Origin of the sequence: Nocardioides sp. NPDC004968 (assembly GCF_040608935.1) — a bacterium.
GTDB lineage: Bacteria > Actinomycetota > Actinomycetes > Propionibacteriales > Nocardioidaceae > Nocardioides.
Genome location: NZ_JBEXJF010000006.1, coordinates 41506 through 66894 on the forward strand (window position 1 = coordinate 41506; position 25389 = coordinate 66894).

26 protein-coding genes are annotated in these 25389 nt (G+C 69.9%); 15 read left to right on the forward strand and 11 right to left on the reverse strand.

Annotated features, from left to right (window positions below):
• Nucleotides 1-238: 238 nt before the first annotated feature.
• Both ABZU72_RS09085 and ABZU72_RS09090 read left to right on the forward strand, forming a co-directional pair.
• Nucleotides 239-1480, forward strand: a complete 1242-nt coding sequence (locus tag ABZU72_RS09085; RefSeq protein WP_355018533.1) for a DUF222 domain-containing protein — start codon at nucleotides 239-241, stop codon at nucleotides 1478-1480.
• Nucleotides 1481-1510: 30 nt separating this feature from the next.
• The gene (locus ABZU72_RS09090; protein WP_355018534.1) at nucleotides 1511-1966 is read left to right on the forward strand and encodes a GNAT family N-acetyltransferase; all 456 of its coding nucleotides are present in this window, start codon (nucleotides 1511-1513) and stop codon (nucleotides 1964-1966) included.
• A gap of 141 nt (nucleotides 1967-2107) precedes the next feature.
• On the opposite strand, the gene ABZU72_RS09095 is transcribed toward ABZU72_RS09090, so the two are convergent.
• A complete protein-coding gene (locus ABZU72_RS09095; RefSeq protein ID WP_355018535.1) occupies nucleotides 2108-2875 on the reverse strand; it encodes a DeoR/GlpR family DNA-binding transcription regulator in 768 nt (255 codons plus the stop codon).
• Nucleotides 2876-2922: 47 nt separating this feature from the next.
• Between ABZU72_RS09095 and ABZU72_RS09100 the strand changes: the two genes are divergently transcribed.
• Nucleotides 2923-3624 (forward strand): NUDIX domain-containing protein, encoded by a 702-nt coding sequence (locus ABZU72_RS09100; RefSeq protein ID WP_355018536.1) that lies wholly within the window; start codon nucleotides 2923-2925, stop codon nucleotides 3622-3624.
• Here ABZU72_RS09100 and ABZU72_RS09105 read toward each other — a convergent pair.
• Complete coding sequence (locus tag ABZU72_RS09105; protein ID WP_355018537.1) at nucleotides 3599-4237, reverse strand: dihydrofolate reductase family protein; 639 nt, start codon at nucleotides 4235-4237, stop codon at nucleotides 3599-3601. The genes ABZU72_RS09100 and ABZU72_RS09105 overlap by 26 nt on opposite strands.
• A gap of 189 nt (nucleotides 4238-4426) precedes the next feature.
• Between ABZU72_RS09105 and ABZU72_RS09110 the strand changes: the two genes are divergently transcribed.
• From ABZU72_RS09110 to ABZU72_RS09140, 7 genes are all read left to right on the forward strand, one after another.
• Complete coding sequence (locus ABZU72_RS09110; protein ID WP_355018538.1) at nucleotides 4427-5191, forward strand: SDR family oxidoreductase; 765 nt, start codon at nucleotides 4427-4429, stop codon at nucleotides 5189-5191.
• Between the two features lie 81 nt (nucleotides 5192-5272).
• Nucleotides 5273-5689 carry a DUF1232 domain-containing protein gene (locus ABZU72_RS09115; protein WP_355018539.1) on the forward strand — a complete coding sequence of 139 codons (417 nt, stop codon included), beginning with the start codon at nucleotides 5273-5275 and terminating at the stop codon, nucleotides 5687-5689.
• A gap of 99 nt (nucleotides 5690-5788) precedes the next feature.
• Nucleotides 5789-6391, forward strand: coding sequence for a TetR/AcrR family transcriptional regulator (locus ABZU72_RS09120; protein WP_355018540.1), 603 nt, complete (start codon nucleotides 5789-5791; stop codon nucleotides 6389-6391).
• The gene (locus tag ABZU72_RS09125) at nucleotides 6388-7854 is read left to right on the forward strand and encodes an MFS transporter (RefSeq protein ID WP_355018541.1); all 1467 of its coding nucleotides are present in this window, start codon (nucleotides 6388-6390) and stop codon (nucleotides 7852-7854) included. The genes ABZU72_RS09120 and ABZU72_RS09125 overlap by 4 nt, the downstream gene beginning before the upstream one ends.
• 3 nt (nucleotides 7855-7857) lie before the next feature.
• The gene (locus ABZU72_RS09130) at nucleotides 7858-9069 is read left to right on the forward strand and encodes a M20 family metallopeptidase (RefSeq protein ID WP_355018542.1); all 1212 of its coding nucleotides are present in this window, start codon (nucleotides 7858-7860) and stop codon (nucleotides 9067-9069) included.
• Nucleotides 9070-9091: 22 nt separating this feature from the next.
• Nucleotides 9092-10279, forward strand: a complete 1188-nt coding sequence (locus ABZU72_RS09135) for a winged helix DNA-binding domain-containing protein (RefSeq protein WP_355018543.1) — start codon at nucleotides 9092-9094, stop codon at nucleotides 10277-10279.
• A gap of 47 nt (nucleotides 10280-10326) precedes the next feature.
• Nucleotides 10327-11181 (forward strand): PfkB family carbohydrate kinase, encoded by an 855-nt coding sequence (locus tag ABZU72_RS09140; RefSeq protein WP_355018544.1) that lies wholly within the window; start codon nucleotides 10327-10329, stop codon nucleotides 11179-11181.
• A gap of 15 nt (nucleotides 11182-11196) precedes the next feature.
• Here ABZU72_RS09140 and ABZU72_RS09145 read toward each other — a convergent pair whose 3' ends face one another.
• Nucleotides 11197-11736 (reverse strand): TetR/AcrR family transcriptional regulator, encoded by a 540-nt coding sequence (locus tag ABZU72_RS09145; protein ID WP_355018545.1) that lies wholly within the window; start codon nucleotides 11734-11736, stop codon nucleotides 11197-11199.
• An 83-nt stretch (nucleotides 11737-11819) separates the two neighbouring features.
• Here ABZU72_RS09145 and ABZU72_RS09150 point away from each other — a divergent pair, with 83 nt between their 5' ends.
• Nucleotides 11820-12770 carry an SDR family NAD(P)-dependent oxidoreductase gene (locus ABZU72_RS09150; protein WP_355018546.1) on the forward strand — a complete coding sequence of 317 codons (951 nt, stop codon included), beginning with the start codon at nucleotides 11820-11822 and terminating at the stop codon, nucleotides 12768-12770.
• Between the two features lie 27 nt (nucleotides 12771-12797).
• Here ABZU72_RS09150 and ABZU72_RS09155 read toward each other — a convergent pair whose 3' ends face one another.
• The 5 genes from ABZU72_RS09155 to ABZU72_RS09175 form a co-directional block, all read right to left on the reverse strand.
• Nucleotides 12798-14027: an aromatic acid/H+ symport family MFS transporter gene (locus tag ABZU72_RS09155; RefSeq protein ID WP_355018547.1), complete on the reverse strand. Its 1230-nt coding sequence runs from the start codon at nucleotides 14025-14027 to the stop codon at nucleotides 12798-12800.
• A 91-nt stretch (nucleotides 14028-14118) separates the two neighbouring features.
• Nucleotides 14119-14829, reverse strand: coding sequence for an IclR family transcriptional regulator (locus tag ABZU72_RS09160; protein ID WP_355018548.1), 711 nt, complete (start codon nucleotides 14827-14829; stop codon nucleotides 14119-14121).
• A gap of 52 nt (nucleotides 14830-14881) precedes the next feature.
• A complete protein-coding gene (locus tag ABZU72_RS09165) occupies nucleotides 14882-15874 on the reverse strand; it encodes a DUF5829 family protein (RefSeq protein WP_355018549.1) in 993 nt (330 codons plus the stop codon).
• Nucleotides 15875-15958: 84 nt separating this feature from the next.
• Nucleotides 15959-16597, reverse strand: coding sequence for a LysE family translocator (locus ABZU72_RS09170; RefSeq protein ID WP_355018550.1), 639 nt, complete (start codon nucleotides 16595-16597; stop codon nucleotides 15959-15961).
• A 72-nt stretch (nucleotides 16598-16669) separates the two neighbouring features.
• Nucleotides 16670-17590: a LysR family transcriptional regulator gene (locus ABZU72_RS09175; RefSeq protein ID WP_355018551.1), complete on the reverse strand. Its 921-nt coding sequence runs from the start codon at nucleotides 17588-17590 to the stop codon at nucleotides 16670-16672.
• Between the two features lie 84 nt (nucleotides 17591-17674).
• Here ABZU72_RS09175 and ABZU72_RS09180 point away from each other — a divergent pair, with 84 nt between their 5' ends.
• From ABZU72_RS09180 to ABZU72_RS09190, 3 genes are read left to right on the forward strand one after another with little or no spacing between them, the layout of a single operon-like run.
• Nucleotides 17675-19732 carry an NADH:flavin oxidoreductase gene (locus ABZU72_RS09180; protein WP_355018552.1) on the forward strand — a complete coding sequence of 686 codons (2058 nt, stop codon included), beginning with the start codon at nucleotides 17675-17677 and terminating at the stop codon, nucleotides 19730-19732.
• A gap of 38 nt (nucleotides 19733-19770) precedes the next feature.
• Nucleotides 19771-21063, forward strand: coding sequence for an aromatic ring-hydroxylating dioxygenase subunit alpha (locus tag ABZU72_RS09185; RefSeq protein ID WP_355018553.1), 1293 nt, complete (start codon nucleotides 19771-19773; stop codon nucleotides 21061-21063).
• On the forward strand, nucleotides 21056-22168 hold the full coding sequence (locus tag ABZU72_RS09190) for a 2Fe-2S iron-sulfur cluster-binding protein (RefSeq protein WP_355018554.1): 1113 nt from the start codon (nucleotides 21056-21058) through the stop codon (nucleotides 22166-22168). The genes ABZU72_RS09185 and ABZU72_RS09190 overlap by 8 nt, the downstream gene beginning before the upstream one ends.
• A 27-nt stretch (nucleotides 22169-22195) precedes the next feature.
• On the opposite strand, the gene ABZU72_RS09195 is transcribed toward ABZU72_RS09190, so the two are convergent.
• The gene (locus ABZU72_RS09195) at nucleotides 22196-22666 is read right to left on the reverse strand and encodes a DinB family protein (RefSeq protein ID WP_355018555.1); all 471 of its coding nucleotides are present in this window, start codon (nucleotides 22664-22666) and stop codon (nucleotides 22196-22198) included.
• Between the two features lie 59 nt (nucleotides 22667-22725).
• On the opposite strand from ABZU72_RS09195, the gene ABZU72_RS09200 reads away from it, so the two are divergent.
• Nucleotides 22726-22920, forward strand: coding sequence for a helix-hairpin-helix domain-containing protein (locus ABZU72_RS09200; RefSeq protein WP_355018556.1), 195 nt, complete (start codon nucleotides 22726-22728; stop codon nucleotides 22918-22920).
• On the opposite strand, the gene ABZU72_RS09205 is transcribed toward ABZU72_RS09200, so the two are convergent.
• Together ABZU72_RS09205 and recQ are read right to left on the reverse strand one after the other, a co-directional pair.
• On the reverse strand, nucleotides 22904-23485 hold the full coding sequence (locus tag ABZU72_RS09205) for a histone deacetylase (RefSeq protein WP_355018557.1): 582 nt from the start codon (nucleotides 23483-23485) through the stop codon (nucleotides 22904-22906). The two genes, ABZU72_RS09200 and ABZU72_RS09205, sit on opposite strands and share 17 nt — an antisense overlap.
• Before the next feature lie 43 nt (nucleotides 23486-23528).
• Complete coding sequence (gene recQ, locus ABZU72_RS09210) at nucleotides 23529-25346, reverse strand: DNA helicase RecQ (protein ID WP_355018558.1); 1818 nt, start codon at nucleotides 25344-25346, stop codon at nucleotides 23529-23531.
• Between the last annotated feature and the right edge of the window lie 43 nt (nucleotides 25347-25389).

Below are 25389 nucleotides of genomic sequence, written 5' to 3' on the forward strand. Positions count from 1 at the left end.
TTTGCGTGGTGTGGTAGGCTCGGCGCAGGCATGAACGTGAAGGCCGACCACATCGGAAGAGGCGTGCCCTATCTGCCCGAGACACAACGGGTGTGGGGTAATCCAGGGGAACCAGGGACGTGAACGCTGAGCTGCGAGGGTAAGTAATAGCCCGTACTGCCGGGCCTCCGAGACCAGCGAACCAGAACACATCCGCATCAGTGGGTGTGGAGAGTTCGTACGTCGGGAGGTGACCGTGATGACCACGCTGCAACAGCCACAACACCCCGTGCTCGGGGCCGTGGTCGCTGTCACCGCCGCGCTTGGCCGAGTCTCTGAGGCGAATCCGTCGTTTATGGCCACCGACCAGAAGGCCACCACCCTGATCGAGATCGCCCGCGCGAAGGCGCAGCTGGCTGAACTCGAGCTGCGTGTACTCGCTACCGCTGATGACGTCGCTGCTGTGTCCGCGGCTCGGGATGTCGCGGCGTGGTTGCATCACCACACCCACCAGCGCCCCGAGACCCTGCGCGCCGACCTGCGACTGGCTCAGGCCCTGGACCGGACCTACCACCAGGTCGCGGCCGCGATGCGCGCCGGTGCCTGCAACCCGGCCCAGGCCCAGGTGATCATCAATTCCCTCGATGACCTCCCTGCTGACCTCGATCCGGAGATCAAGACGAAGGCCGAGGAGACGTTGGTCGCCTACGCGACCCAGTTCGATCCCACCCAGCTGCGTCGCCTGGGCCGCCGGATCCTCGATGTCATCGCGCCCGAGATCGCCGAGTCCGAAGAAGCGCGACGGCTCGCTGCTGAGGAGGCCCACGCCCGCAAGAAGACCCGACTGGCCATGCGCCGTGTCGGGGACGGCACCACCCGGATCACTGCGGTCATCCCGGACGCGGCCGCGGACCGGCTGGCCACCAACCTCGAGGCCTTTGCCTCACCACGCCGCGACGACGGCACCCACACCGACACAGGCGAGTACCTGCCCTACGACCGGCGCTTGGGCCGTGCGTTGTGCCAGATGCTGGAAACCCTCGACCCGACCCGGCTGCCGATCCACGGCGGGGATGCGACGACGGTGATCGTCACGATCGACATCGACCAGCTCCGCAAGGACGCCGGTATCGCCCAGATCGTCGGTGGCAGTCCGATCACGGCGGCCGAGGCCCGGCGGCTGGCGTGCACCGCGAACATCATCCCGGCGGTTCTCGGTGGTGCCTCGGAGGTCCTCGACTTCGGCCGCAAGGAACGTTTCTTCACCGCGGCCCAACGCCGAGCCCTCCTGCTCAGGTCGGCGACTTGTGAGGCCGAGGGTTGCGACATCCCCGGCACCTGGGCAGAGGCCCACCACTGGATCGAATGGGCCCGAGGCGGGGCCACCGATCTCAACAACGCTGCCCTGCTCTGCAGTCATCACCACCACCGCGCCCACGACGCCGCATACCTCCACGAGCGCCTATCCAGCGGCGATATCCGCTTCACCAGACGCACATAGACCTCGGCCGTGCGTCGTACGGTTGCCACCATGAGCGCCATCCCGATCAGGCCGGCGGAGCCGGCGGACGCGCCGAGGCTGAGGGAGATCGCGCTGGCGGCGTACGCGAAGTATGTGGATCGGATCGGGCTCGAGCCGGGGCCGATGGGGGCAGATTACGAGGAGGCGATCGAGTCCGGCGAGGTCTGGGTGGCGATGGCTGATGACGTCGTTGCCGGATACGCGGTCACCAGGCACCCAGGGGACGAAGGCGTGCTGTTGGAGAACCTCGCGGTGGCGCCTGACCATCAGGGGCGGGGGATCGCCCGGGCGCTGATCGCCCAGGTCGAGACTCGCGCGATGGCCCGCGGCGCGGCGTACGTCGAGCTCTTCACGCATGAGGCGATGACCGAGAATCGCCGACTCTACGCGCGGTTGGGGTTCGAGGAGACCGGGTACTTGATCGAGGATGGATACCGTCGTGTGCTCATGAAGAAGACACTCTGATGCGGGTATCGGTGGTCGGATCCTCGGGTTCGGGCAAATCGACGGTCGCCAGGAGCTCTGGAATGGCAACCGCGAGGGTGGGGCGGCCTTCGGATCTGGAGCCCGGGCGACTCGGTGATCCGCTGGGCATGGGACTCGTTCCTAGAACGCGCCGCCGGCGTGCAGGATCTCGACGTCGAGTGCTGACAGCTGCTTGATCACGTCGTCGGTCTGGTCGGCGTCGGTGATGATGCCGGTGACCTGATCCCAGGGGAGCACCCGGTAGGGGGAGGCGGTGCCGATCTTCTCCGAGGAGGCGAGGACGTACGTCTCGGCCGCACGCGCGGCCAGGGCGCGCTTCATCGCGGCATCCTCGGCGTCGCCGGTGGTGAGGCCGGCCTCGGGGTGGACGCCGGTGACGCCGATGAGGCAGAGGTCGGCGGAGACGTTCTGGGCTGCTTCGACGGCTGCCGCGCCACAGGCGACGGCGGAGTGCTTGAAGACCCGGCCGCCGAGGAGGAACAGGTCGGCGCTCGGGTGCTGCAGGAGGGCCGAGGCGACGGTCGGGCTGTTGGTGATGACGGTGCACTCCAAGTCCCGGGGAAGTGCCTCCGCGACGGCGAGGGCGGTGGTGCCTCCGTCCAGGATGAGCGTGCTTCCGGGGCGTACGAGGCCGGCGGCCGTGGCCGCTACCGCGCGCTTTCCGCCGGGCTCGACGCTGTGACGGGTGGTGTAGTCGACCACCGCCGGTGAGACGGGGAGCGCGCCACCGTAGACCCGCTGGCACAGACCTTCCGCGGCCAGGTCGCGCAGATCGCGGCGGATGCTGTCCTCGGAGATGCCCAGGTCTGTAGCGACGTCTTTGGCCACGATCTTGCCTGTTTCGTCCAGAATGCGCAGAAGATGGGCGCGGCGCTGTCCAACGAGCATGCACGTTCCTTTCTGCTCTTGCACAGTATTGCATGTAATCTGCCGCCATGACGACAGCTGAAGCCCACGCACGCCCTGGCATCGAGGTCCCCGACCATCGAGGCCGCATCGGTCTCGACCGCGCCGGGCGGGAGCTGACCCGCAACCCCGACGTCGTGGTCCGAGACGTCGACCTGACCTCGCAGGGGTGGCACGTACTCAGGCGCACCACGTTCGACTACCGCCGACGAGACGGGCGCTGGGAGACGCAGCAGCGCGAGACGTACGACCGTGGGAACGGCGCCGTGCTCCTTCCTTACGACGTCGAGCGAGGCACGGTCCTGCTGACGCGGCAGTTCAGATATCCGGTCTACGTCAACGACCATCCTGACGGGCTCCTGATCGAAGCGGCCGCGGGGCTGCTGGATGCCGACGATCCGGTCACCGCCATCCGTAGGGAGAGCGCCGAGGAGCTCGGCATCAGCCTCACCGACGTCGACCACGTCTTCGACGCCTATATGAGCCCCGGGTCGGTGACCGAACGGCTCCACTTCTTCTCGGCGGCCTACTCGCCGGCGAGCCGCACCGGAGACGGAGGAGGAGTCGCCGAGGAGGGCGAGGACATCGAGGTGCTCGAGCTCGACTTCGCCGAGGCGCTCGCGATGACCCGGGACGGCCGGATCATCGACGGCAAGACGGTCATGCTCCTGCAGTGGGCGGCCCTCGACGGACCGTTCGCCGGCGTCAGGAGTCAGCAGGCTTGCGGGTGAAGGTCAGGTGGGTGACGCCGCTGGGTGTCGAGACCGCCTCGATGTCGTAGTCCTTCTCCGTGCCCTCCAGCCCGTCCCAGACGCGTACGCCACGACCGAGGACGATCGGGACCTGGACCAGGTGCATCAGATCGACGAGCCCGGCGGCGACGAAGTCGCGCACCACTGTCGCCCCGCCCCCAAGACGTACGTCCTGACCATCGGCGGCCTCGAACGCGGCCTCCAGGGCCTCGGCTGGGGGCGCATCCAGGAAGTAGAAGGTCGTGCCGCCCTCCATCTCCACCGGCGGACGCGGCCGGTGGGTGAGGATGAAGGTCGGCGAGTGGAACGGCGGGTTGGCGCCCCACCAGCCCTTCCAGTCCGGGTCGTCCTGCCATCCTGGCGGACCGAACTTGTTCGCACCCATGATCTCGGCGCCGATGCCCTGGCTGTGCCGCTGCGCGAACGCGTCGTCCGCGCCCGCGCCGCCGGACGAATCCCAGTAGCGGGTGGCGAACATCCATTCGTGAAGGCGCTCGCCGGCATGCCCGAACGGAGCCTCGGCCGACTGCGGCTCCCCGGTCGCGAAGCCGTCGAGCGAGATCGAAAGATTGTGGACTCTGGTGAGTGGCATGGGTTCCTCCGTGAACCATGACGACGTCGAGGTCAGCTCGCCGTCTTGTCGAGCGTACTGCTCGGGGATCAGCCGCGGAGGTGATCGAACAGGATCTCCATGGACGCCTCGAGGAACAGCGTCAGGCCCATGCCGCTCCTCGAAATACTGGACTTGTAAGTCCAATTTACGCTCTCTACCGTCGCAGACATGACACACAGATTCTCCGGGAAGACGGCTCTCGTCACCGGTTCGACCAGCAACATCGGACGCTCGATCGCTCAGCGTCTCGCCGCCGAGGGCGCGCACGTGATCGTGTCCGGCCGTAACGAACAGCGAGGAGCGGCGGTCGTCGAGGCGATCCGTACGAACGGTGGCCGCGCCGACTTCGTCGCCGCGGATCTCGACGGCAGTCCCGAAGCGAGCCTTGCCCTCGCCGAGCAGGCCCTCGCCGCGCTCGGTGGGCGGCTCGACATCCTCGTCAACAACGCCGGGATCTTCCCGGCGGCCAACACCCTCACGGCCGACGCCACCATGTTCGACCAGGTGTACGGCGTCAACGTGAAGGCGCCGTTCTTCCTGACCCAGGCGCTCGCGCCGCAGATGAAGGCGGCCGGTGGAGGCGTCATCATCAACCTCGGCAGCTGGGTCGCGCGGCTGAGCCTCCCGCTCGGTGCCCTGTACGCCTCGACGAAGGCGGCCATGGAGACCCTCACCCGCGCCTGGTCCGCGGAGTTCGCCGACAGCGGGATCAGGGTCAACGCGGTCTCGCCCGGCGTGATCCGCGACCCCGCTCTGGATGGCCCTTGGGCCGCCGACGGACTCATGGCCGGCACCCCGGCGGGTGGCTCGGGCGGTCCGGACGCGATCGCCGCGGCGGTTGCGTACCTCGCCTCCGATGAGGCCGAGTTCGTCCACGGCACCGTGCTGGACGTCGACGGCGGACGTACGGGCGTGGCGGTCGTCGCGGCCTGACCGTCCTGCCTGTGGTGGCGCCGTGATGGAATTCGGGCGTGCGGCGCCACCACTGAGCGCGGCGTGGCCCGGAGGGTGAGGATGACCGGTTCGTTCTGGTGGGACCTGGCGATCGGCATCGTCGCGGCGCTGTTGCTCACCTGGTTGTGCCTCATCATCGCGCTGCTCGTCGTCCGACCGCGCGGCGACCTGCTCCGCGAAGCGCTGCGGATCCTGCCCGATGTGGTGCGGCTGCTGCGTCGGCTCGCGGCTGACAGGTCGATGCCTCGCGGCGTACGGGTCAGGCTCGGGCTGCTGATGGTCTATCTCGCCCTGCCGATCGATCTGGTGCCCGACTTCATCCCGGTGCTGGGCTACGCCGACGACGCGATCATCGTCGCCGCCGTCCTGCGTGGTGTCGTACGCCGCGCCGGGATCGACGCGGTTCGAGCCCAGTGGCCGGGCACCGAGGACGGCTTCGCCGCGCTGGTGCTGATCGCCGGACTCGATCGGAAGTAGCGCGGACGGCGTCGTCCTTGACTCTGTTCCAAGAACAGGGTTTGGGAGCGACACGCTTTTTTACACATACGAAACAGGTCGTATCGTATTGTTTTGGGCATGGCATCTGACGAGAAGCTCGGCCGGCCCACGGATGAGGACCTCACGCGTCGCATCCTGGAGACGGCGGGACGTCTGCTCGGCGAGTATGGCTACGCCGGGCTGAGTGTGGAGAAGGTCGCCAAGGCCGTCGGTTGCGGCAAGACCGCGATCTACCGGCGCTATGCCGACAAGGGTGCGTTGGTCGCTGCTGTGGTTCGGTCACAGGTGGAGCTCGGGGCGACACCCGACAGTGGCGACGTACGCGCCGACCTTCTCGAGCACGCTCGTCAGAACCAGCGAAACCAGGAGCTCTCTCCCGAACGGGTGCATGGCATGCGGGCGATGTTCGAGCCCGATGTCTTCCCCGCCCTGTGGGAGGGGTTCTTCAAGCACCGCCGCGAGCAGGGGATCGAGATCATCGACCGGGCCATCGCCCGAGGTGAGCTCCCTGCCGATGTCCACCACGACATCATTCTCGACACGATCGCCGGGCTCACCCTCTATCGGCAGTCGGTCAAGCGCATCCACATCGACGAGCGCCACTACGTCGACATCATCGACGCCCTCGTCACCCGACCGCCGCGCCGCCTCGACGGCGCTGACGAAACAGGCCAACCATGACCACTGACGCCCCCACCCAGTCCCCACCGAAGATCAACGCTCGCGCGATCGTCGGCTTCCTCGTCTTCTGCGAGCTCGCCAGCGGCTTCGTCCAAGGCTTCTACGCCCCGCTGCTCGGTGAGATCGCCGACCACCTCCGGGTCTCCGACTCGGACATCACCTGGTTCCTCACCGTGCAGACGCTCGCCGCCGCCGTCTGCGTTCCGCTGCTCTCCAAGCTCGGCGACATCTTCGGACATCGCCGGATGCTGCGCATCGGCGTCGTCTCCGTGCTCATCGGCACGGTCGTCACGGCGTTCCTGCCCAGCTATCCGCTCGTGCTCGCCGCGCGCATCCTCGTCGGGCCGCTCGCTGTGTGGCTGCCGCTGGAGATCGCGCTGGTGCACAACCGGATCAAGGGCGACACCGCGCGCACCTCGATCGGCCTGCTCGTCTCTTGCCTCACCGGCGGCGCGATCCTCGGCACGATCTCAGCCGGAGTCTTCTCCGCGCTGCTGCCGAGCCTCACCCTGACGCTGCTGATGCCGGTGCTGTTCGTGCTGGTCAGCGTGTACGCGGTCTTCGTCAAGGTGCCGGAGTCCACGACCCGCACCCGGACCAGGATCGACGTGCTCGGTTTCGTCGGCATCGGCCTCGCCATGGTCGTGCTGCTCTTCGGGCTGCGACTGGCCTCCAGCGAGGGGTTCGCCTCCGTCACGACCATCGGCACCCTCGCCGTGGCCCTGGTGATCTTCGCGCTCTGGGTCGTGTGGGAGCTGCGCGCGGAGGCGCCGGCGATCGACGTACGCCTCATCGTCTCCGGGCGGATGGGGCCGGTGTACCTCACCGCGTTCCTCTTCGGCATGGTCATGTTCGGTGCGCAGTCGCCGTCGACGACGTTCCTGACCGCCGACCCGGCCGAGACCGGCTACGGGTTCGCCGCCACGGCGGGCACGGCATCCGCGGTCACCGCCGTGGTGACGATCCTGGCCACGGTCGGCGCCGCCGTCTTCGCGTCGATCGCCCGCCGGGTCGGCATCCGCGCGGTCCTGGTCACCGGGGCCGTGCTGCCGGCCTGCGGGTTCCTCGTCCAGATCGCGTTCCACTCCGAGCTGTGGCAGATCTTCCTCGTCTCCGCGGTCAACGGCATCGGGATGGGGCTGCTCCTCGGAGCCCTTCCCGCCCTGGTCGCCGAGCTCGCGCCGAGCGACCAGACCGGCATCGCGGCCGGTGTCTACAACTCGCTGCGCACGCTAGGCGGATCGGCTGCCGGGGCCGTGTTCGCCGTCGTGCTCGCCGGGTTCACCGCATCGGGCTCGCTGAGCTCCTCGATCGGTGGGTACGTCACGGTCTGGAGCGTCTGCGCCGCCGCGTTCGTCCTCTCCGCCCTCGCGCTCGCCTTCATGCGGATGCCGCGCGAGAGCGCCGCCGCTGCGGATCCCGTCGTCACCCCTGCCCCCACCGCCGTCACTCCGGAAGGCTGATCCATGACCATCCCCGACTTCGCCGCCGACGCCGAAGCCCTCCTGCCCGACCTCGTCGCCCTGCGCCGGGCGATCCACGCCGACCCGGAACTGGGCCTCGACGTGCCGCGTACGCAGCAGCGGGTCCTCGCCGCCCTGGCGGGCCTGCCGCTCGAGATCACCACGGGCACTGCGACGACCTCGGTCGTGGCGGTGCTGCGCGGGGCGCTTCCCGGACCCACGGTGCTGCTGCGTGGTGACATGGACGCGCTGCCCATCGAGGAGGCGACCGGGCTCGACTTCGCCTCGAGCAACGGCACGATGCACGCGTGCGGCCACGATCTGCACACCGCCGGACTCGTCGGCGCGGCCAAGCTCCTCTCGGCCCGCCGAGAGGAGCTGCACGGCTCGGTGATCTTCATGTTCCAGCCCGGTGAGGAGGGCCACGGCGGGGCCAAGGTCATGCTCGAGGAGGGGCTGCTCGATGTCGCGGGGGAGCGGCCGGTCGCTGCGTACGCGATCCACGTCGGCCCCGGTCCGCGCGGTCTCTTCGCCACCCGGCCCGGCGCGATGGCGGCCGGCTCGAACCACCTCTCCGTCACGGTCAAGGGCCGCGGCGGCCACGGCTCCCAGCCGCACCAGACCCTCGATCCGGTGCCCGCCGCCGCCGAGATGGTGCTCGCCCTGCAGAGCTTCGTGACCAGGCGGTTCGACGCGTTCGACCCAGTCGTGCTCTCGGTGACGCGCCTGTCCACCGGCGACGGCGCGATCAACGTCATCCCCGAGACGGTTGAGCTCGCCGCGACCGTACGCAACATGTCACCCGCCTCGCTCGCGATCCTTCAGGAGGGTCTGCCGCGGGTGATCGAGGGGGTCGCTTCTGCTCACGGGCTGACGGCCGAGGTGCAGTTCGACGTGATGTATCCCGTCACCGTCAACGCGGACGCCGAGACAGCCGACACGGTCGACGTGCTCCGCGGCGTCTTCGGCGAGGAGCGCGTGATGATCATGCCGACGCCGATGATGGGCTCGGAGGACTTCTCCTTCGTCCTCGACGAGGTCCCCGGCACCTTCATCGGCATGCTCACCTCGCCCGCGGACACCGATCTCGCCACCGTGGAGTGGAACCACTCCCCGCGGGTGGTCTTCGATGACGCGCTGCTCGGAGATCAGGCAGCGGCCCTCGCTGCGATCGCCTTCGCCCGTACGTCACCAAGAGCCTCGGTCGCGGGGTGAGCCCGGGCCGTACCCTGGTCCGGTGGCCGAGCGTATCGAGCGGGAGAACGTGGTCGCGTTCCGGCTGGCGTCGCACCATCTCGACGTCCGGCCCGGCGAGCGGGACCTGCTGACGGCCGCCGGGCGGTGCGGCATCCAGAACACTCCACCAGGGTCGGCGCTGCTGGCGTTCCATGCTCGGGTCGAGGGCGTCTCGGCCGACGTGGTCGCCGGGGCGGTGGAGGACAGGACCATGCTGCTGACGTGGAGCTTGCGGGGTGCCCCGTACTACGTCCCCACCGCTGAGGCCGAGGTCTACACGACCGGGGTGCTGCCTGTGACCGAGGAGGCGCGGCGGCACTTCGTGCTGGGTGTCGAGCAGGCCGTCGACCGGCTCGGATTGAGTCTCACAGAGACGGTCGACATCGTCACGACGGCCACGCGCGAGGTCCTGTCGGGACGGCAGCTGGCGATCGACGAGCTCGGAGCCGAGGTTGCCGCCCGGATCGCTCCCGAGCTGACGGCTCAGCAGCGCGGGGTCTGGAACGAAGAGGGGCCGTACGCCGTAGGCCAGCCCATCGGCGAGGCGGTGGTGCACTTCTGCGTCCGACTGCTCGCGCTGCAGCGTACCGTCTGCTTCGCGCCGCGCACCGGGAACAGGGCCCCGTTCGTCCTGACCGAGGATTGGCTCGGACGTCCCGTTGCGGAGGCCGATCCCGTGGCCTGTCGCCGCGAGCTGCTCCGGCGCTACCTGCGCTGCTACGGCCCGTCGACCCGAAGCGACTTCGCGACGTGGCTGGGCGTGCGGGCGGGGGATGTCGATCCGTGGTGGAGCCATCTCGAGCATGAGCTGGTCGAGGTGGATTTCGGTGGTCGGACATGGGCTCTCGCCGGCGATCTCGACGCACTTCGAACGGCAACGATGCCCATCGGCGTGCGGCTGCTTCCGCCCCGGGACGCCTACACCCAGCTGCGCGATCGAGACACCATCGTGGACAAGGCCCATCACCGGGACATCTGGAGGACCACCGGCGACCCCGGGACGATGCTCGCCGACGGCGAGATCGTCGGCACCTGGCGCGCCCGCAAGAGCGGCCGGAAGCTGCGCGTCGAGCTCCAGGCGTTCGAGGCTCTGAGCAGACGTCATCAGGAGGCCCTCGTTGCAGAGGCGGAGAGCATCGCGCCGCTGCGGGATGCGTCGTCGGTGTCGGTCGACGTCACCACCTACTGAACCTACTGACCGCGAAGGGTGCTGGAAGAGAGTGCTGGAATAGGGCGATGTCGTCTGCTCCCCGGGTCATCGTCTGCGGCCCCGCGTCCTGGAACCACCTGATCGAGCTCGACCGGCTGCCCGAGCCGGTGCCGCACATGCAGTTCGCGCGGCGGGCGTGGCACACGGTCGGCGGAACCTCCGCGGGCAAGGCGCTGCATCTGGCCGGTCTCGGCATCGACGTACGTCTATGGGCTGCTGTCGGGGATGACGAGGACGGCGCGCTGCTGCGGGAGCGGCTCGCCGAGGCGGGCGTCGTCGTGGAGGCGATTGCCAGCGAGCAGACCGAGCGGCACGTCAACCTGATGGCAGGCGGAGGGGGCCGGGTCTCGTTGTACGTCTCGACCCCCTCGACCCCGTCCGCCGACGCGGTCGAGGCGGCGGTGAGAGCGGTCGCCGCGGCGGATCTCGCGGTGGTCGACCTGAGTGAGCTCGGCTGGCTGGTGCTCGAGGCGATGCCCGCCCGGCGGGCGCCGCTGTGGATGGACCTGCACGACTACGACGGGTCGTCGTCGTTCCACGAGCCCTTCCTACGCGCCGCCGAAGGCGTGTTCATGAACGACGACGGCACCGATGACGCCTGGAACCTGATGGCCTCGTGCCTCGACCGCGGTCCCCGCCTCGCGGTGTGCACCCTCGGTGCCAAGGGCGCGATCGCGCTCGAGGCCGACGGGACCCGCCACGAGGTCGCCGCGGCGCCGGCCACCGTCGTGGACACGAACGGCGCCGGGGACGCGTTCATGGCCGGTTTCCTGGCCGCGCGGCTGCGTACGGAACCGGTCGAAGGAGCGCTCCGCGCCGCCGCCGAGCAGGCCCGGGTCGCCATCGAGACCGAGCACCTCCATCCAGCGCTCGATCAGTAGGTCGTCGAGCAGCGGTCAGGCGGTCGGGGCGAGGCCGGACAGCATCACATCGAGGAGCAGGTCGCGGTCGGTTCCGTCGCCGAGCCGGACGGCGTGCTCGACGCCGCAGACGAGCCGCTGCAGGTGGCTGCTGGTGATGTCGGGACGTACGGAGCCATTGCGGATGGCCTCCTCGAGGGTGGTCTCGGCGAGGCCGAAGAGCTCGTCGCGGAGCGCGCGTGCGGCCGGTGAGACGTCCTCGGACAGCAGGATTGCCTGGAGACCCTCGTGCTCGACCTGGAACAGGGCGGCGCTGCGTACGAAGGTGGTGAACGCCTCGCCGGGATCGGGGATCTCGGCCGCCGTGCGCGCCCGGGCGACCAGTTGCTCGAGCGCATCGAGGTTGAGTGCCTCCACGAGGGCGTCGACCGTGGGGAAGTGGCGGTAGACCGTCGCGACGCCGACGCCGGCTGCACGCGCCAGCTCGTTGAGGCGCAGCTCGGTGACCGGCCGCGCGCGGGCGGTGTCGAGGATCTTCGCGCGGGAGCGAGCTGCGTCCGAACGTAGCAGGGACATGTGCACACTCTACTCGATTCGGATTAATTATCCGCTTTGGGTATATCCTGAAACGGATCATCTATCCGATTAGAGGAGCATTCATGACCTGGGACCCCATTCACCTGCCCGATCTGCGTGGTCGCGTCTATGCCGTCACCGGCGCCACCGGGGGAATCGGCTACTTCGCCGCCGAGCAGCTCGCCTCGGCCGGCGCCGAGGTGGTGCTCGCCTCGCGCTCGCCCGAGAAGATCGACGTCGCCGCGGCCGCGATCCGCGGCCAGGTCCCGGGGGCGGCCACGACGTCGGTGGCCTTCGATCTCACTTCTCTCGCGTCGGTCGCGGAGGGAGCCGAGCAGCTCGCCGCGCTGGCACGGCTCGACGGGATCTTCCTCAACGGTGCCCCCATGCAGCTCTCCGGCGCGTCCACGACGAAGGACGGCCTTCCGCTCATCACCGGCGCGCATGCCGTCGCCAACTTCGGCCTCGTCGCCCGACTGCTCTCCGTGCGGGCCGCCGGGCCTTCCGCCGTCGACGATCCGCTTCGCATCGTGCACGCCTCGACCGGGTTCGTGCGGCGCTTCCGCATGGACGTGTCCGACCCGAGGGCGACGCCTCGCGCCGGCATCGCCGCGTACGTCAAGGCCAAGACGCTCACCGAGATCTTCGGCTACGAGCTCGACCGCCGGCTGCGAGCCGCGGGGCTGCCTGTCGCCTCGATCCTCACGCACCCCGGCGTCGGCGTCGATGCGAAGACGCCGGAGCGCGCTGGGATCCGCGAGGGCAGCATCGGCTACCGGCGGAACCCGTTCACCCCGTGGGCGCAGGGCAAGGACGCGGCGGCCTGGTCCGGTGTACGCGCCCTGGTCGACCCCGACGCGGTCGGCGGCGACTACTACGGTCCCGAGAAGGCAGCCGGCCGCCCCGTACGCCTGGCTCCGCTGCCGCACACGATCGACCCGGGCCGAGAGGTCTCGGCCCGGGTCTGGGAGGCGCTCGAGGATCTGTCCGGCGAGTCCCTCGCCTTCGCCCCGGAGGGAGCTGGTCGCGACTGACCGTTCGGCCGCGGCAGCCCCTGTCCGCTACGCGGCCGCCCCCTCCTCGGGGTGCGCCGGCACGGTCAGCAGAGCCAGCATGGCGATCACGGCCGCGCCGGCGAAGGCGTAGAAGCCCCACGGATAGGCGATGCCGGCGGTGAGGAGTGCGCCGCCGAGGAACGGTCCGACGATGGCGCCGACCCGGCCGATGCCGGCGGACATGCCGAGCGCCGTGCCGCGGATCCGGGCGGGGTAGAGGTGGCTGACGAACGCGTAGACCAGCACCTGCGCGCTGAAGACGAAGATGCCGGCGGCCAGCACCGCCGCGTACACCAAGAAGCTGCTCTCCATCTTGATCGACAGCAGGGCCAGCATCAGCGCAGCAACGCCGAACCAGGTCACCACCGTCGGCTTGTTGCCCTTGGCGTCGGAGATCAGGCCCGCCAGGACGAGTCCGATCACCGCGCCGACGTTCAGGGTGAGGAGCAGGCCGAGCCCGGCGTCGAGGGAGTAGCCCGCCTCGCCCATGATCGTCGGCAGCCAGGTGTTGAGGCCGTAGACCAGCAGCAGTCCACAGAACGACGCCGCCCACAGGCCCAGGCTGACCCACAGCAGGCGGCCGCGAACGACCTCGGAGGGACGTACCTTCTCGGCCTCGACGGTCTCCAGGTAGGCCTGCGACTCCGGGAGCTTCGCCCACATCACCGGGACCGTCAGCAGGCCCGCGACGCCGCCGATCACGAACATCGCCTCCCAGCCCAGTTTCGGGATCACCCACAGAGCCAGCAGAGCGGTGAGTACGGCGCCCACGTGGTAGCCGGTCATCATCCGCGTCATGGCCGTGCCCGAACGTCCCTGGCGAGCGTGCTCGCTCATGAAAGCCAGGGCCGTCGGCAGGCAGGCGCCCAGGCCCAGGCCTGCCAGGAAGCGCAGCACGATGAACACCGTGGCGTTCGGCGCGAAGGCGACGGCCAAGGTGAGCAGCGAGAACAGCGCGATGCTGCTGATCAGCGTCTTGCGACGGCCGAACCGGTCGGCGAGCGGACCGATGGCGACGGCACCGATGCCGACCCCGATCAGGCCGACGGTGGCGGCCGTGGTCAGTGACGCCTCGGTGAACCCGAGCGCGCCGGTCCCCGCCAAGGTGGGGATGACCGCTCCTAGGACGACGAGGTCATAGCCGTCGAGGGCGACAGCGAGCCAGCAGAGGACGACCGGCCAAAGGCTCCGGGTATCGCCACTGACGGTGGACGATGTGGTTGCGGACACATTCATGGGACGAACCTAAGAGCGGTCACCCCTGTGAACATCGACACAGCTTCCGTTCAGTGGAAAGCCCGCCAAAATTCTTCAGAGCCGAAGTTCTTCAGAGCCGCCGTCCGATCGACTGCGCGGCGACGCGGAGTGCGCCGTACAACCTCTGTTCGCTGCCCTTGAGCGTAGGCACCACCAGGCCCAGGGAGGCGATCACCTCGTCGCGGCGGTGGATCGGGACGGCGATCGAGCAGGCGCCGAGGCTCATCTCCTCGCGGGTGGTGGCGTAGCCCTTGTCGAGCACCTGCCGCAGCTGTCTGCGGAGGACACCCGGTTGGGTGATCGTGTAGGGGGTGACCCGGGTGAGAGCGCCCAGCACCGTCTCCTGGACCTCGTCCGGAGCGTGGGCGAGGAGGACCTTGCCGACCCCGGTGGTGTGCAGGGGCAGGCGCCCGCCGACCTTGCTCACCACCGGGACGGACTGGTTGCCGCGTAGCCGGTCGAGGTAGACGACCTCGAGCCCCTCACGTACGGCGAGATGCACGGTGGCCAGGGTTGCGCCGTAGAGGTCGTGGAGGAAGGGTTCGGCGACCTGGCGCAACCCGGTCTCGGCAGGGGCCAGATGGCCGATGTCCCAGATCCTCCGGCCGATGACGTAGTCGCCGGAAGGCAGCCGCTCCAGTGCACCCCACCGGAAGAGCTCGCCGAGGAGCCGATGGGTCGTGGCGAGCGGAAGGTCCGCGCGGGCAGCGATGTCGCTGAGCGACATCGACCGGTGCTGCTCGTCGAACGCGCTCAGGATCGCAAGTGCCCGGCTGGTCACGCTCGTGCCAGTCTGTCGGGTGTTCCCGGCCATTGCTGCGGAGATTACTACCTCAGCCGCCGAACGCGGGGTGGAGCGGCTTGCCGGACCCCTTGGAACGGGTGGACGCGGAGGCCTCGATCGGGTCGAAGGTCCACAGCGCGTACGCCCCCGGGCCGACGTGCAGCGTCGAGTTGCCGATCGTCTCGGTGTGCGGCTCCTCGGCCGCCTCGTTGAGGGCGAGGATGATGTGGCGTACGCCTGCCTCGTCGGCCGGGACCGGGAGCAGGCGGATCGTGGTCATGCCGTCGAAGGCGAGTACGCCGCCGTCCTTGAGGACCCGGATGGTGATCCCGGCGGCGCGCCACAGCGGCACCATCTTCTCGATGTCGGCGGCGGTGGTGGCGATCTGGATGCCGATGACGTCGCGCAGCTGGTGGTCGAGATAGCGATCCCGGTTGTAGCGGTCGCGGCTGACGTCGCCCTCGTAGGCGGCGGGCGGGAAGGAGAGCCGGGGGTCGTCGAGGAACTCGTCGCGGTACTCCATCGCCCAGGAGAAGAAGGTGTCGTAGGTCGAGGTCGTGTAGGCGGCGTCGAACCACGGGATCGGGTTGCCGTCGCCGAGATCGGTCACCTGCGTGAACTCGACCGGGTCGACGCCGAGGTCGCGCAGGTTGGCGGCCGCGATGGCCAGGTCGCCGTCGTTGTCCGCCGAGACGGCAAGCCCGGTGTCACCGGCGACTGCGTCGGGAGCGTCGCCCGGACCGAAGAACTCCAGGTAGGTCTCCTTGCCGAGCAGGTAGCGACCCGTCCAGGTCGAGGTCCCGTCGTTGCCGGTGTTGATCCGGCGGTCGGCGAACTCGCCCAGGTAGTCGGAGTGCTCGATCGCGTCGGCCGTCTCCCGGTCGACCATCGCCCAGGCGTGGTTGAAGGCAAGGAGCGGGTCGGTACGCCCCTCCTCGGCGTGGGCAGCCTCCGTGGCGTGGGCGGGAGTCGCGAGGGCCCCCGATGTGATGGCGAGTGAGGCGAGCGCGGCCGCGATGAGGCCCGAGAGTGGAGTCCGCATGCGTCCCAGTCTCGGTGACCAGGGCGCTCCTGTCTTCGGAATTCGGCGGCTGACGGCCGGTTGCCGGCGTTCGCGTCGCGCCGGTCAGGCGCCGTGGGACGCGGTCGCCATGGTGGCGCCGAGGCCGATCATGACGACGCCGCCACCGGCGCCGAGACTGTCGAGACGCTTGGGTTTGCGGGCGAACCAGGCCTTGGCCCGGCTGGCCGCGAGGACCCACCCGGAGTCGCAGGTGAACGCCATCGCCGAGAAGATCGCGCCCAGCAGGAGGATCTGGGGCACCGCCGGGGCGGAGGTGTTGATGAACTGGGGCAGGAAGGCCAGGTGGAAGACGATCGTCTTCGGGTTGGTCGCCCCGACGATCATCCCGGTGCGGATCGCGCCCCACGCGGTCGTCGGGGCGACATCCTCGCCGTGGAGGGCGGCCCGGGCGTCGGCACGGTGGCGGATCGCCTGGATGCCGAGATAGATGACGTACGCAGCGCCGACCAGCTTCACGACCGTGAACGCCGTCGCGGAGGCAGCCACCAGCGCGCCGAGCCCGACGGCGACCGCCAGGACCTGACCGAACTGACCCAGGGCGTTGCCGCCGACGGCGAGCACCGCCTCGCGGCGGCCCGCGGTCAGAGCCCGGCCGAGGGCGAAGAGCACGCTCGGGCCGGGGATCAGGATGAAGATGACGGAGGCGAGCGCGAAGGCGGCGAACTGGCTCAGGGTGGGCACGTCGTTCATTCTGCGGCAGGGTCGTGGTGGCGTACGAATGATTTCTGGTGGGCGAGACGCGACGGGTCGGCCCTAGCCGGCATCGATTTCGGCCAGGGAGGTCGCGACCTTTCTGAGCTCGGCGAGGGCACAGGCGATCTCGGGCTGGCGCGAGGTGCCGCTGCGTACGCTGGTCCGGACGTGCCGCACCGGGCTCGCCTCACCGCGCAGCGGGATCCGGACCAGGCCGGCGGCGTTCGGGATCCGGGCGAGGCGAGGGACCAGGGCGACACCGAAGCCGGCGCTGACCAGGGCGGCGCCGGTGTCCCACTCGACGACCTCGTGGGCGTGCTCGGGGGTGAATCCGGCCGCGGCGCAGGCGGAGGTCACCAGCTGGTGGTACGGGCGGCCGGGATGCTCCATGATCCAGTGCTCCTCGGCGGCGTCGGCGAGCCGGACCCGGGACCGGGAGGCGAGCGGGCTGTCGGCATTGACCAGCAGGTCGAGCGTGTCCTCCATCAGCCGCTCCTGCTCGAACCGCGGGTCGGCGGTCGGCGGCAGCTCCGACATGTTGACCACCACGGCGACGTCGACCTGGTCGGCCAGCAGCATGTCGAAGCAGACCTCGGGATCGGCCTCGATGATCTTGATCGTCGACTGCGGGAACTCCCGCGCGACCGCCACCGCGGCCGGTGGCAGGAGCGCCGAGGCGGCGGTGGAGAAGCCGGCCATCCGCAGGTAGCCACGGGAGGTGCCCGAGGCCTGCTGTACGTCGGCGCGGATCTCCTCCCACTGCGTGAACAGGTCGTGGCTGCGCTCGAGCAGGGTGAGCGCGGCCCCGGTGAGGCGTACGCCGCGGCCCTCCGGCACCAGCAGCTCCGCACCCACGTCGCGGGCCAGTGTGCGGAGCTGGTGGGAGATGGCCGAGGGGGTATAGCCGAGGTCGGCTGCGGCGGCCGAGACGGTGCCGCGCTCGGCGAGCACCCGCAGCACGTGGAGCCGCTGGTCGATCATGCTTCGATTGTGCAATGGAATCGCACGGTAAATAGCGGAAACGTGCGCTTTTCTTGAACAGTGCCGAGGCGCCACGCTGGTCCTGTGTCCCCCAGCGCCGATCCCCTTCTGGCGAGCTTCCAGCTCCGGAGCCTCACCCTGCGCAACCGCGTGGTGAGCACCTCCCACGAGCCCGCCTACACCGAGGACGGGATGCCGAAGGACCGCTACCGCCTCTACCACCTGGAGAAGGCGCGCGGCGGGGTCGGGCTCACCATGATCGGCGGGTCCGCGGTGGTCTCGCCCGACAGCCCACCGGCCTTCGGCAACATGCTGCTCTACCGCGACGAGGTCGTGCCCTGGCTGCGCCGGCTCGCCGACGACGTCCACGAAGAAGGCGCCGCGGTGATGTGCCAGATCACCCACCTCGGCCGTCGCACCAGCAACTTCGCCGGTGACTGGCTGCCGCTCGTCTACCCCTCCCGGCTGCGCGAGCCGCAGCACCGGTCGTTCCCGAAGGTCGCCGAGGCCTGGGACGTCGACCGGATCGTGCGGCACTACGCCGAGGCGGCTTCGCGCTGCCAGGCGGCGGGCCTCGACGGGATCGAGATCGAGTCCTACGGCCATCTCTTCGACGCCTGGGTCTCGCCCGCCACCAACCTCCGCGACGACGAGTTCGGGGGCGACCCGCAGGCCCGGCTCGCCTTTCCTCTGCGGGTGCTCGACGCGATCCGGGCCGCCGTCGGACCCGACTTCATCGTCGGGGTCAGGATGGCGATGGACGAGGATCTGCCTTCCGGCCTGGGCCTGGACGACACCGAGCAGGTGATGCGCCGCTACGTCGGCGCCGGCGTCGACTTCCTCTCCGTCATCAAGGGAGGTCTCGACACCGACGCCCGCCTCGCCGCGGTGATCCCGTCGATGGGCACGCCCTCGGCCCCGTTCCTCGACTTCGTCGGAGAGGTACGCCGCCGGGTGGATGTCCCGGTCATGCACGCTGCTCGGATCAGCGACGTCGCGACCGCGCGCTACGCGCTCCGCGAAGGGCTGCTCGACCTCGTCGGGATGACCCGTCCCCAGCTCGCCGACCCGCACCTGGTCGCCAAGGTAGCGCGCGGCGAGGAGGACCGGATCCGGCCGTGCGTGGGCGCGAGCTACTGCCTGGACGCGATCTATGAGTCCGGGGATGCCAAGTGCATCCACAACCCGGCGACCGGGCGTGAGCAGTCGCTGCCCCACCTCACGCCGCCGGCGCCTCGAACCCGCCGGGCCGTGGTCGTCGGCGCTGGGCCCGCCGGTCTCGAGGCCGCTCGCGTCCTGGGCGAGCGCGGTCACGCCGTGACCGTCCTGGAGGCCGCCGACCGGCCCGGTGGTCAGCTCCTGCTGGCCTCTTCGACCAGCCACCGCCGCGACCTGATCGGCATCGTCGACTGGCGCGTCGCCGAGGCGAAGCACAGCGGCGTCGACTTCCGGCTCGGCACCTACGCCGACGCCGACCTCGTCCGGAGCCTCGACCCGGATGTCGTGGTCGTCGCCACCGGCGGGGTGCCCGACCGCTCCTGCGTCCCGGTGGGCGCCGAGCTGGTCAACGACACCTGGGACGTGCTCGACGGGACCCTGACCCCCGGCAACGGCACCGTCCTCGTCTACGACGACAACGGCGCCGAGCCCGCGCTCGACGCCGCCGAGCACCTGGCGACGCTGGGCGCTCAGGTCGAGCTGGTCACGCCGGAGCGTACGGTCGGCATCTCCGTCGGCTCGATGAACAGCCCGGCCTATCTGGGGGTCTTCGCCGCGCAGGACGTGACCCTGACCGTGGCCCGGAAGCTGGTCGCGGTGCGTCGGGCCCCGGCGGGCTCGGAACACCGGCTCATTGCCACTTTGACCAGCGAATACGCAGCAGGTGCCGAGGTCGAGAGACACGTCGACCACGTCGTGGTCGAGCACGGGACCACCCCCAACGACGAGCTGTACCACGACCTCGTCCCCAGCTCGATCAACCTCGGTGAGGTCGACCAGGCGGCGCTGCTGACCGGCGTGTCGCAGACGGTGTCCCGCAATGCGGCGGGCAGCTACCAGCTGTTCCGGATCGGCGACGCGGTCGCCAGCCGGAACGTCCATGCCGCGGTCTACGACGCGCTGCGGCTGTGCCTGACGATCTGACCCCCCCGAACGTTTCTGAATCTTCCTGGGAGCGATGGATGACAGACCAACTCGTCGGCGAACCGTTCGCCGGCCGACGTACCAGAATCCTCGACCATCTCGACCGCAGGACCCCCGGCCACTCGCTGCCGGGTGCTCTCTACACCGACCCCGACGTCTTCGCGAGTGAGGTCGACCTGCTCTGGCGACGCCGCTGGCTCTTCGTCGGCACCGTCGCCGAGGTGCCCGAGCCCGGTGACTACTTCTCCTTCGACGTCGCCGGCTCCTCGGTCCTGGTGATCCGCGACGACGACGAGCAGGTGCGCGCCTTCCACAACGTCTGCCGCCACCGCGGCTCCCGGCTGGTCGCGCCGGGACACGGCAGCGTCGGCAACCTGGTGTGCGGCTACCACAGCTGGACGTACGCCACCGACGGGTCGCTCCGCTACGCGCCCCAGCTCTCGCCGGCCATCGACACCGCCTGCCTCGGCCTGCGCCCGGTCGCGCTGCGCGAGATCGGCGGGTTGCTCTACAGCTCGCTCGCTGCCGAGCCCGACGGCGACCTGGACGTGGTCGCCGAGCAGGTCCGTGACTACATCACTCCGCACCGTCTCGACCGAGCCAAGGTTGCCGCCCAGGTCGACCTGGTCGAGGAGGGCAACTGGAAGCTGGTCATGGAGAACAACCGGGAGTGCTACCACTGCGAGGGCGGTCACCCCGAGCTGATCTGCACCTTCTTCCCGACCTGGGGGCTCCGCGAGGACCAGATCCCCGACCGGCTCCGGGCGGACCATGACCGCTATCTGTTCGCCGAGGCCGATCTGGCGCGACGCTGCGACGCGCTCGGGATGCCGTACGCGCTGATCGAAGAGCTCGCCGACCGCCCGTTCGGCTTCCGGATCCAGCGCGAGCCGCTCGACGGGGCGGGGGAGTCCTTCAGCATCGACGGGTCCGGGCTGGTGGGCCGGCTGCTGGGCGACCTCGACGATCCGCAGCTCGGCCGCTGCACGCTCCACACCCAGCCCAACGCCTGGATTCACCTCCTCGCCGACCACGTGGTGACCTTCTCGGTCACGCCGCTCTCGCCCGACCGCACGCTGGTCCGCTCCACCTGGCTCGTCCACGAGGACGCGGTGGAGGGGGTCGACTACGACGTCGCTGCCCTGACCGCGGTGTGGCGGGCCACCAACGAGCAGGACGCCGAGTTCGTACGCAACACCCAGCTCGGGGTCTCCGACCCGGCCTACGTCCCCGGGCCCTACAACGAGGCGGAGCGACAGGTCGACGACTTCGTGCGCTGGTACGACGCCCAGATCCGATCAGAAGCGCAGAGAGGTGGAGTCGATGACTGAGCCATGGCCCGTCGAGGTGGCTCCGCCGCCGGCAATCCTCTACGCGGTCCCGTCGCCGCTGGGGGCCGGGATCCTGCCCGAGGAGAGGCCGTTCGAGGGTGAGCTGCGGTGCCGGCGGGTGCGCCGGGTGACCCACGATGTGGTCGAGGTGACCCTCGAGCCGACCGGAGGCGAGCCCTTCGCCTTCGCGCCCGGGCAGTACCTGACCCTTCGGGCGTCGATCGACGGCGAGCCCGTCGAGCGGTGCTACACGATCTCCTCGCCGCCGACCCGCCCGCACCTGCTCACCATCACCGTCAAGCGGGTGCCCGACGGGCCGATGTCCCGCTGGCTCCACGATCGGCTCGCCGTCGGTGACCGGCTGTGGGCGAGCGGACCGATGGGCGGGTTCTCGGTGCGGGAGCACCCCTCCTCGTCCTATCTGCTCCTCTCCGGCGGCAGCGGGATGACCCCGACCCTCTCGACGCTGCGCACGCTCGCCGACCTCGCCGAGACCACCGACGTGGTCGTCGTCCATCACGCGCGTACGCCGGCCGACCTGATCGAGCGGCCCGAGCTCGAGGCGCTGGCGGCTGCCCATGACGGCGTACGCGTCGTGTGGGTCGTCGACCAGCCCGATGCCTCCTGGTCGGGGCCGACCGGGCTGATGAGCGCCGGGCAGCTCGCCGAACTGGTTCCTGACCTGGGCGGACGCGAGGTCTTCTGCTGCGGTCCGTCCGGCTACATGGGCGCGGCGCGGACCGCCTTCGAGGCGCTGGGTGGAGACTTCGAGCGGTGGCACGAGGAGAGCTTCGTCCTCACTGACGCTCCGGAGGTCGAGGCGCCGGCCGCTGCGGCCGGGGATGCGTACCGGATCCGGCTGCAGCGCAGCGGCCGCGACCTCGAGTGTGCCCCGGACGCGACTGTCCTGGACGCCGTGAAGGCCGCCGGCGTACGCGTGCCGTCATCGTGTGTGCAGGGCATGTGTGGCACGTGCAAGTCGACCCTCGTCTCCGGCGAGGTGGACATGAACCATGCGGGTGGGATCCGGCCGCGCGAGGTGGCCGCCGGAAAGTTCCTGCCCTGCTGTTCGAAACCGCTCGGCGACCTCGTCATCGACATCTGAGGAGACGCCGGTGCGGGCAGTGCTCGGTCAGCGCCCTGCCCGGATCTGCTCGACGAGGATGTCGCCGTGCCCGGCGTGGCGGGCGAGCTCCTGGATCATGTGCGCGTAGATGAACCGAAGTGACACCGCGTTTCCATGCCAGTTGAACGCATCGTCCAGCTCGTGTCCGGCGGCGACCTCGCGGGAGCGCTCGCAGGCCGCGCGGTGGGCCGCCCGGACGGACTCGACCGTGTCCTCGGGGTCCAGCATGAAGCTCTCGTCGACGGTGTCGGGCAGCCCGATCTCCTTGCGCGGCACGCCCGCGACCCTGGCGTGGAACCACACCTTCTCCACGAAGATCGCATGCTTGACCAGGGCCAACGGTGTGGTCAGCGACGGCACCAGCTTCCGCCGCGCCTCCTCGTCGTCGAGGTCCTCGAGGATGGCATTGATCTCGTCCCGCTGGGTGTCGACCATTCCTTCGAGAAGCGCGCGCTCGTCCGCCTGTCCGATCTTCATGCGGGCAGGCTAGCCGGGCGTCCGCCGCTGCATGGCCCCTGGGCCGTAGCCTGTCCGCCATGTCGACGACGAACGACGCGGGGCCGGTCTTCGATGGCGTGAAGATCGGGCGGCCCGCGACAGGCGCGCTGCTCGCTGCGGGCTACCTGACGCTGTCAGACCTGCCGGACGACCTGGACGCTCTGCTGACGCTCCACGGCGTCGGGCCCAAGGCCGTGCGCCTGCTGCGCGAGGCGCTCAGCAGCGCTCCCTGACGTACGCCTCCGCCTGCCGGCGATCCCAGCCGCGTGACTCCTCGAGCCCGCGAACGAGCATCGAGACGTACGCAGCCGACGGCTGGGTGTGCGGGACGGCGTCGAAGCCGTGCGGCGCGGTGAAGGTGAGCATCGGGAGGCCGTCGCGGCGACCGACCTCGATCAGCGTCTCGTAGTGCCCCGGCCCCGCCTCGTGGCGGCCCTTCTCGAGCCCGTCGATGACGACCTTCTCGATCGGGTCGCCGGGGGTGGGCAGCCGGTCCATCTCCTGGGCGGCGATGTCGGCGAACTGCTCGGCGGTCATCCGGAAGGCCCGGGCAGCAGTCCACGACCCGGCCGCATCGTGGTCGTAGAACGCCACCCCACCGGTCCACGTCCTCGACTCACCCGCGAAGTAGAGCCGTCCGGGGAGGTCGACAGCGACGTCGTCGACGGGCATGGCTGGCGTACGGGCCCCCACGTACGACCTCCGCGCACCCTCCGGTTGGCCACCGAGGAGATAGGCGCCGAGACGGTCGCGGCACATGTTGGACCCATAGCTGACGTACCAGACCTCAGAACTCATCGCGGCGCAACCTACCGAGGGTGCGGACTGAGAAGCTCGCTGCCTAGAGGACGGCGAGCACTCCGTCGGCGTACTTCTCCAGCTTCGCCTCGCCGATCCCGCTGATCGTGCCGAGCTCGTCGCGGCTGGCGGGCAGCCGGGTGGCGATCTCGCGGAGCGTGGCGTCGTGGAAGACGACGTAGGCAGGCACCCCCTGTTCCTTGGCGACCTCGCCGCGCCATGCCCGCAGCCGCTCGAAGACCTCGGCGGCCTCGGGCGAGAGGTCGGCGGCGGCCACCTTCGGCTTCCGCTCCCCGGAGCCGCTGCGGCGAGCCTGTCGCGGCGGCTCCTTGCGGAGCATCAGCTGCTGCTCCGAGCGCAGCACCGGTCCGGCGGCCTCAGCCACCGAGAAGACCCCGTAGCGGGGGTCGACGGCGAGCATCTCGCGAGCCAGGAGCTGCCGGATGACGGAGTGCCAGTCGCTCTCGGCGATGTCGGTGCCGATCCCGAAGACCGAGAGCTCGTGGTGGCGGAACTGGCGGACCTTCTCGGTCTCCTTGCCCCGCAGGATGTCGACGATCTGCCCGGCCCCGAAGCGCTGCCCGTTGCGCTCGCGGTCGAGCCGGATGACGGTGGAGAGCACCTTCTGGGCCGGCACGGTGCCGTCCCAGGACTCCGGTGTGGCCAGGCAGGTGTCGCAGTTGCCGCACGGCTCGGCGGCCTGGCCGAAGTAGCGCAGCAGCTGCACCCGCCGGCAGTCGACGGTCTCGCACAGCGCCAGCATCGCGTTGAGATGCTGACCGAGCCGGTGCTTGTGGGTCCGGTCGCCCTCGGAGGTCTCGATCATCTGCCGCTGCTGGACGACATCGGCCAGCCCGTAGGCCAGCCACGCGGTCGAAGGCTGCCCGTCACGCCCGGCGCGGCCGGTCTCCTGGTAGTAGCCCTCGACCGATTTGGGCAGGTCGAGATGGGCCACGAAGCGCACGTCCGGTTTGTCGATCCCCATCCCGAAGGCGATCGTGGCGACCATGACGATGCCGTCCTCGCGCAGGAAGCGGGACTGGTTCTGCGCGCGGGTCCTGGCGTCGAGACCCGCGTGGTAGGGAAGCGCGGAGATCCCGGCGCCGACCAGGGTCGCGGCAGTGCGCTCGACCGAGTTGCGCGAGAGGCAGTAGACGATGCCGGCCTCGCCCGGGTGCTCGGTGGTGATCAGGTCGAGGAGCTGCTTGGCCGGCTTGTCCTTCGGGGCGATCCGGTACTGGATGTTGGGCCGGTCGAAGGAGGCCACGAAGTGGCGGGCGTCCTCGAGGTTGAGCCGGGATGCGATCTCGCGCCGGGTCTCGGCGGTGGCGGTCGCGGTCAGCGCGATCCGCGGCACCTCCGGCCAGCGCTCGTGCAGGTGGGAGAGCTGGAGGTAGTCGGGCCGGAAGTCGTGACCCCACTGGGAGACGCAGTGGGCCTCGTCGATCGCGAAGAGCGAGATCTTCGCCTGGTCGAGCAGCCGGCCGGTCTCGGGCACCCGCAGCCGCTCCGGGGCCAGGTAGAGCATGTCGAGCTCACCGGCGAGCAGCGCCTTCTCCACCTGCTGCCGCTCGTGGGGCATCTGGGTGGAGTTGAGGAAGCCGGCGCGCACGCCGAGCGCGGAGAGCGCGTCGACCTGGTCCTGCATCAGCGCGATCAGCGGCGAGATGACCACCCCGGTCCCGGCCCTCACCAGGGATGGGATCTGGTAGCACAGCGACTTCCCGCCACCGGTCGGCATCAGGACCAGCGCATCGCCGCCACCGGCGACGTGCGCGATGATCTCCGCCTGCTCGCCGCGGAACTCGTCGTAGCCGAAGACGCGGCGCAGTACATCCAGCTCCGGGGTCAGCTCACTCACAGGTGTGACCCTATCGGCCGCCACCGACGGTCCGGAGTTGTGA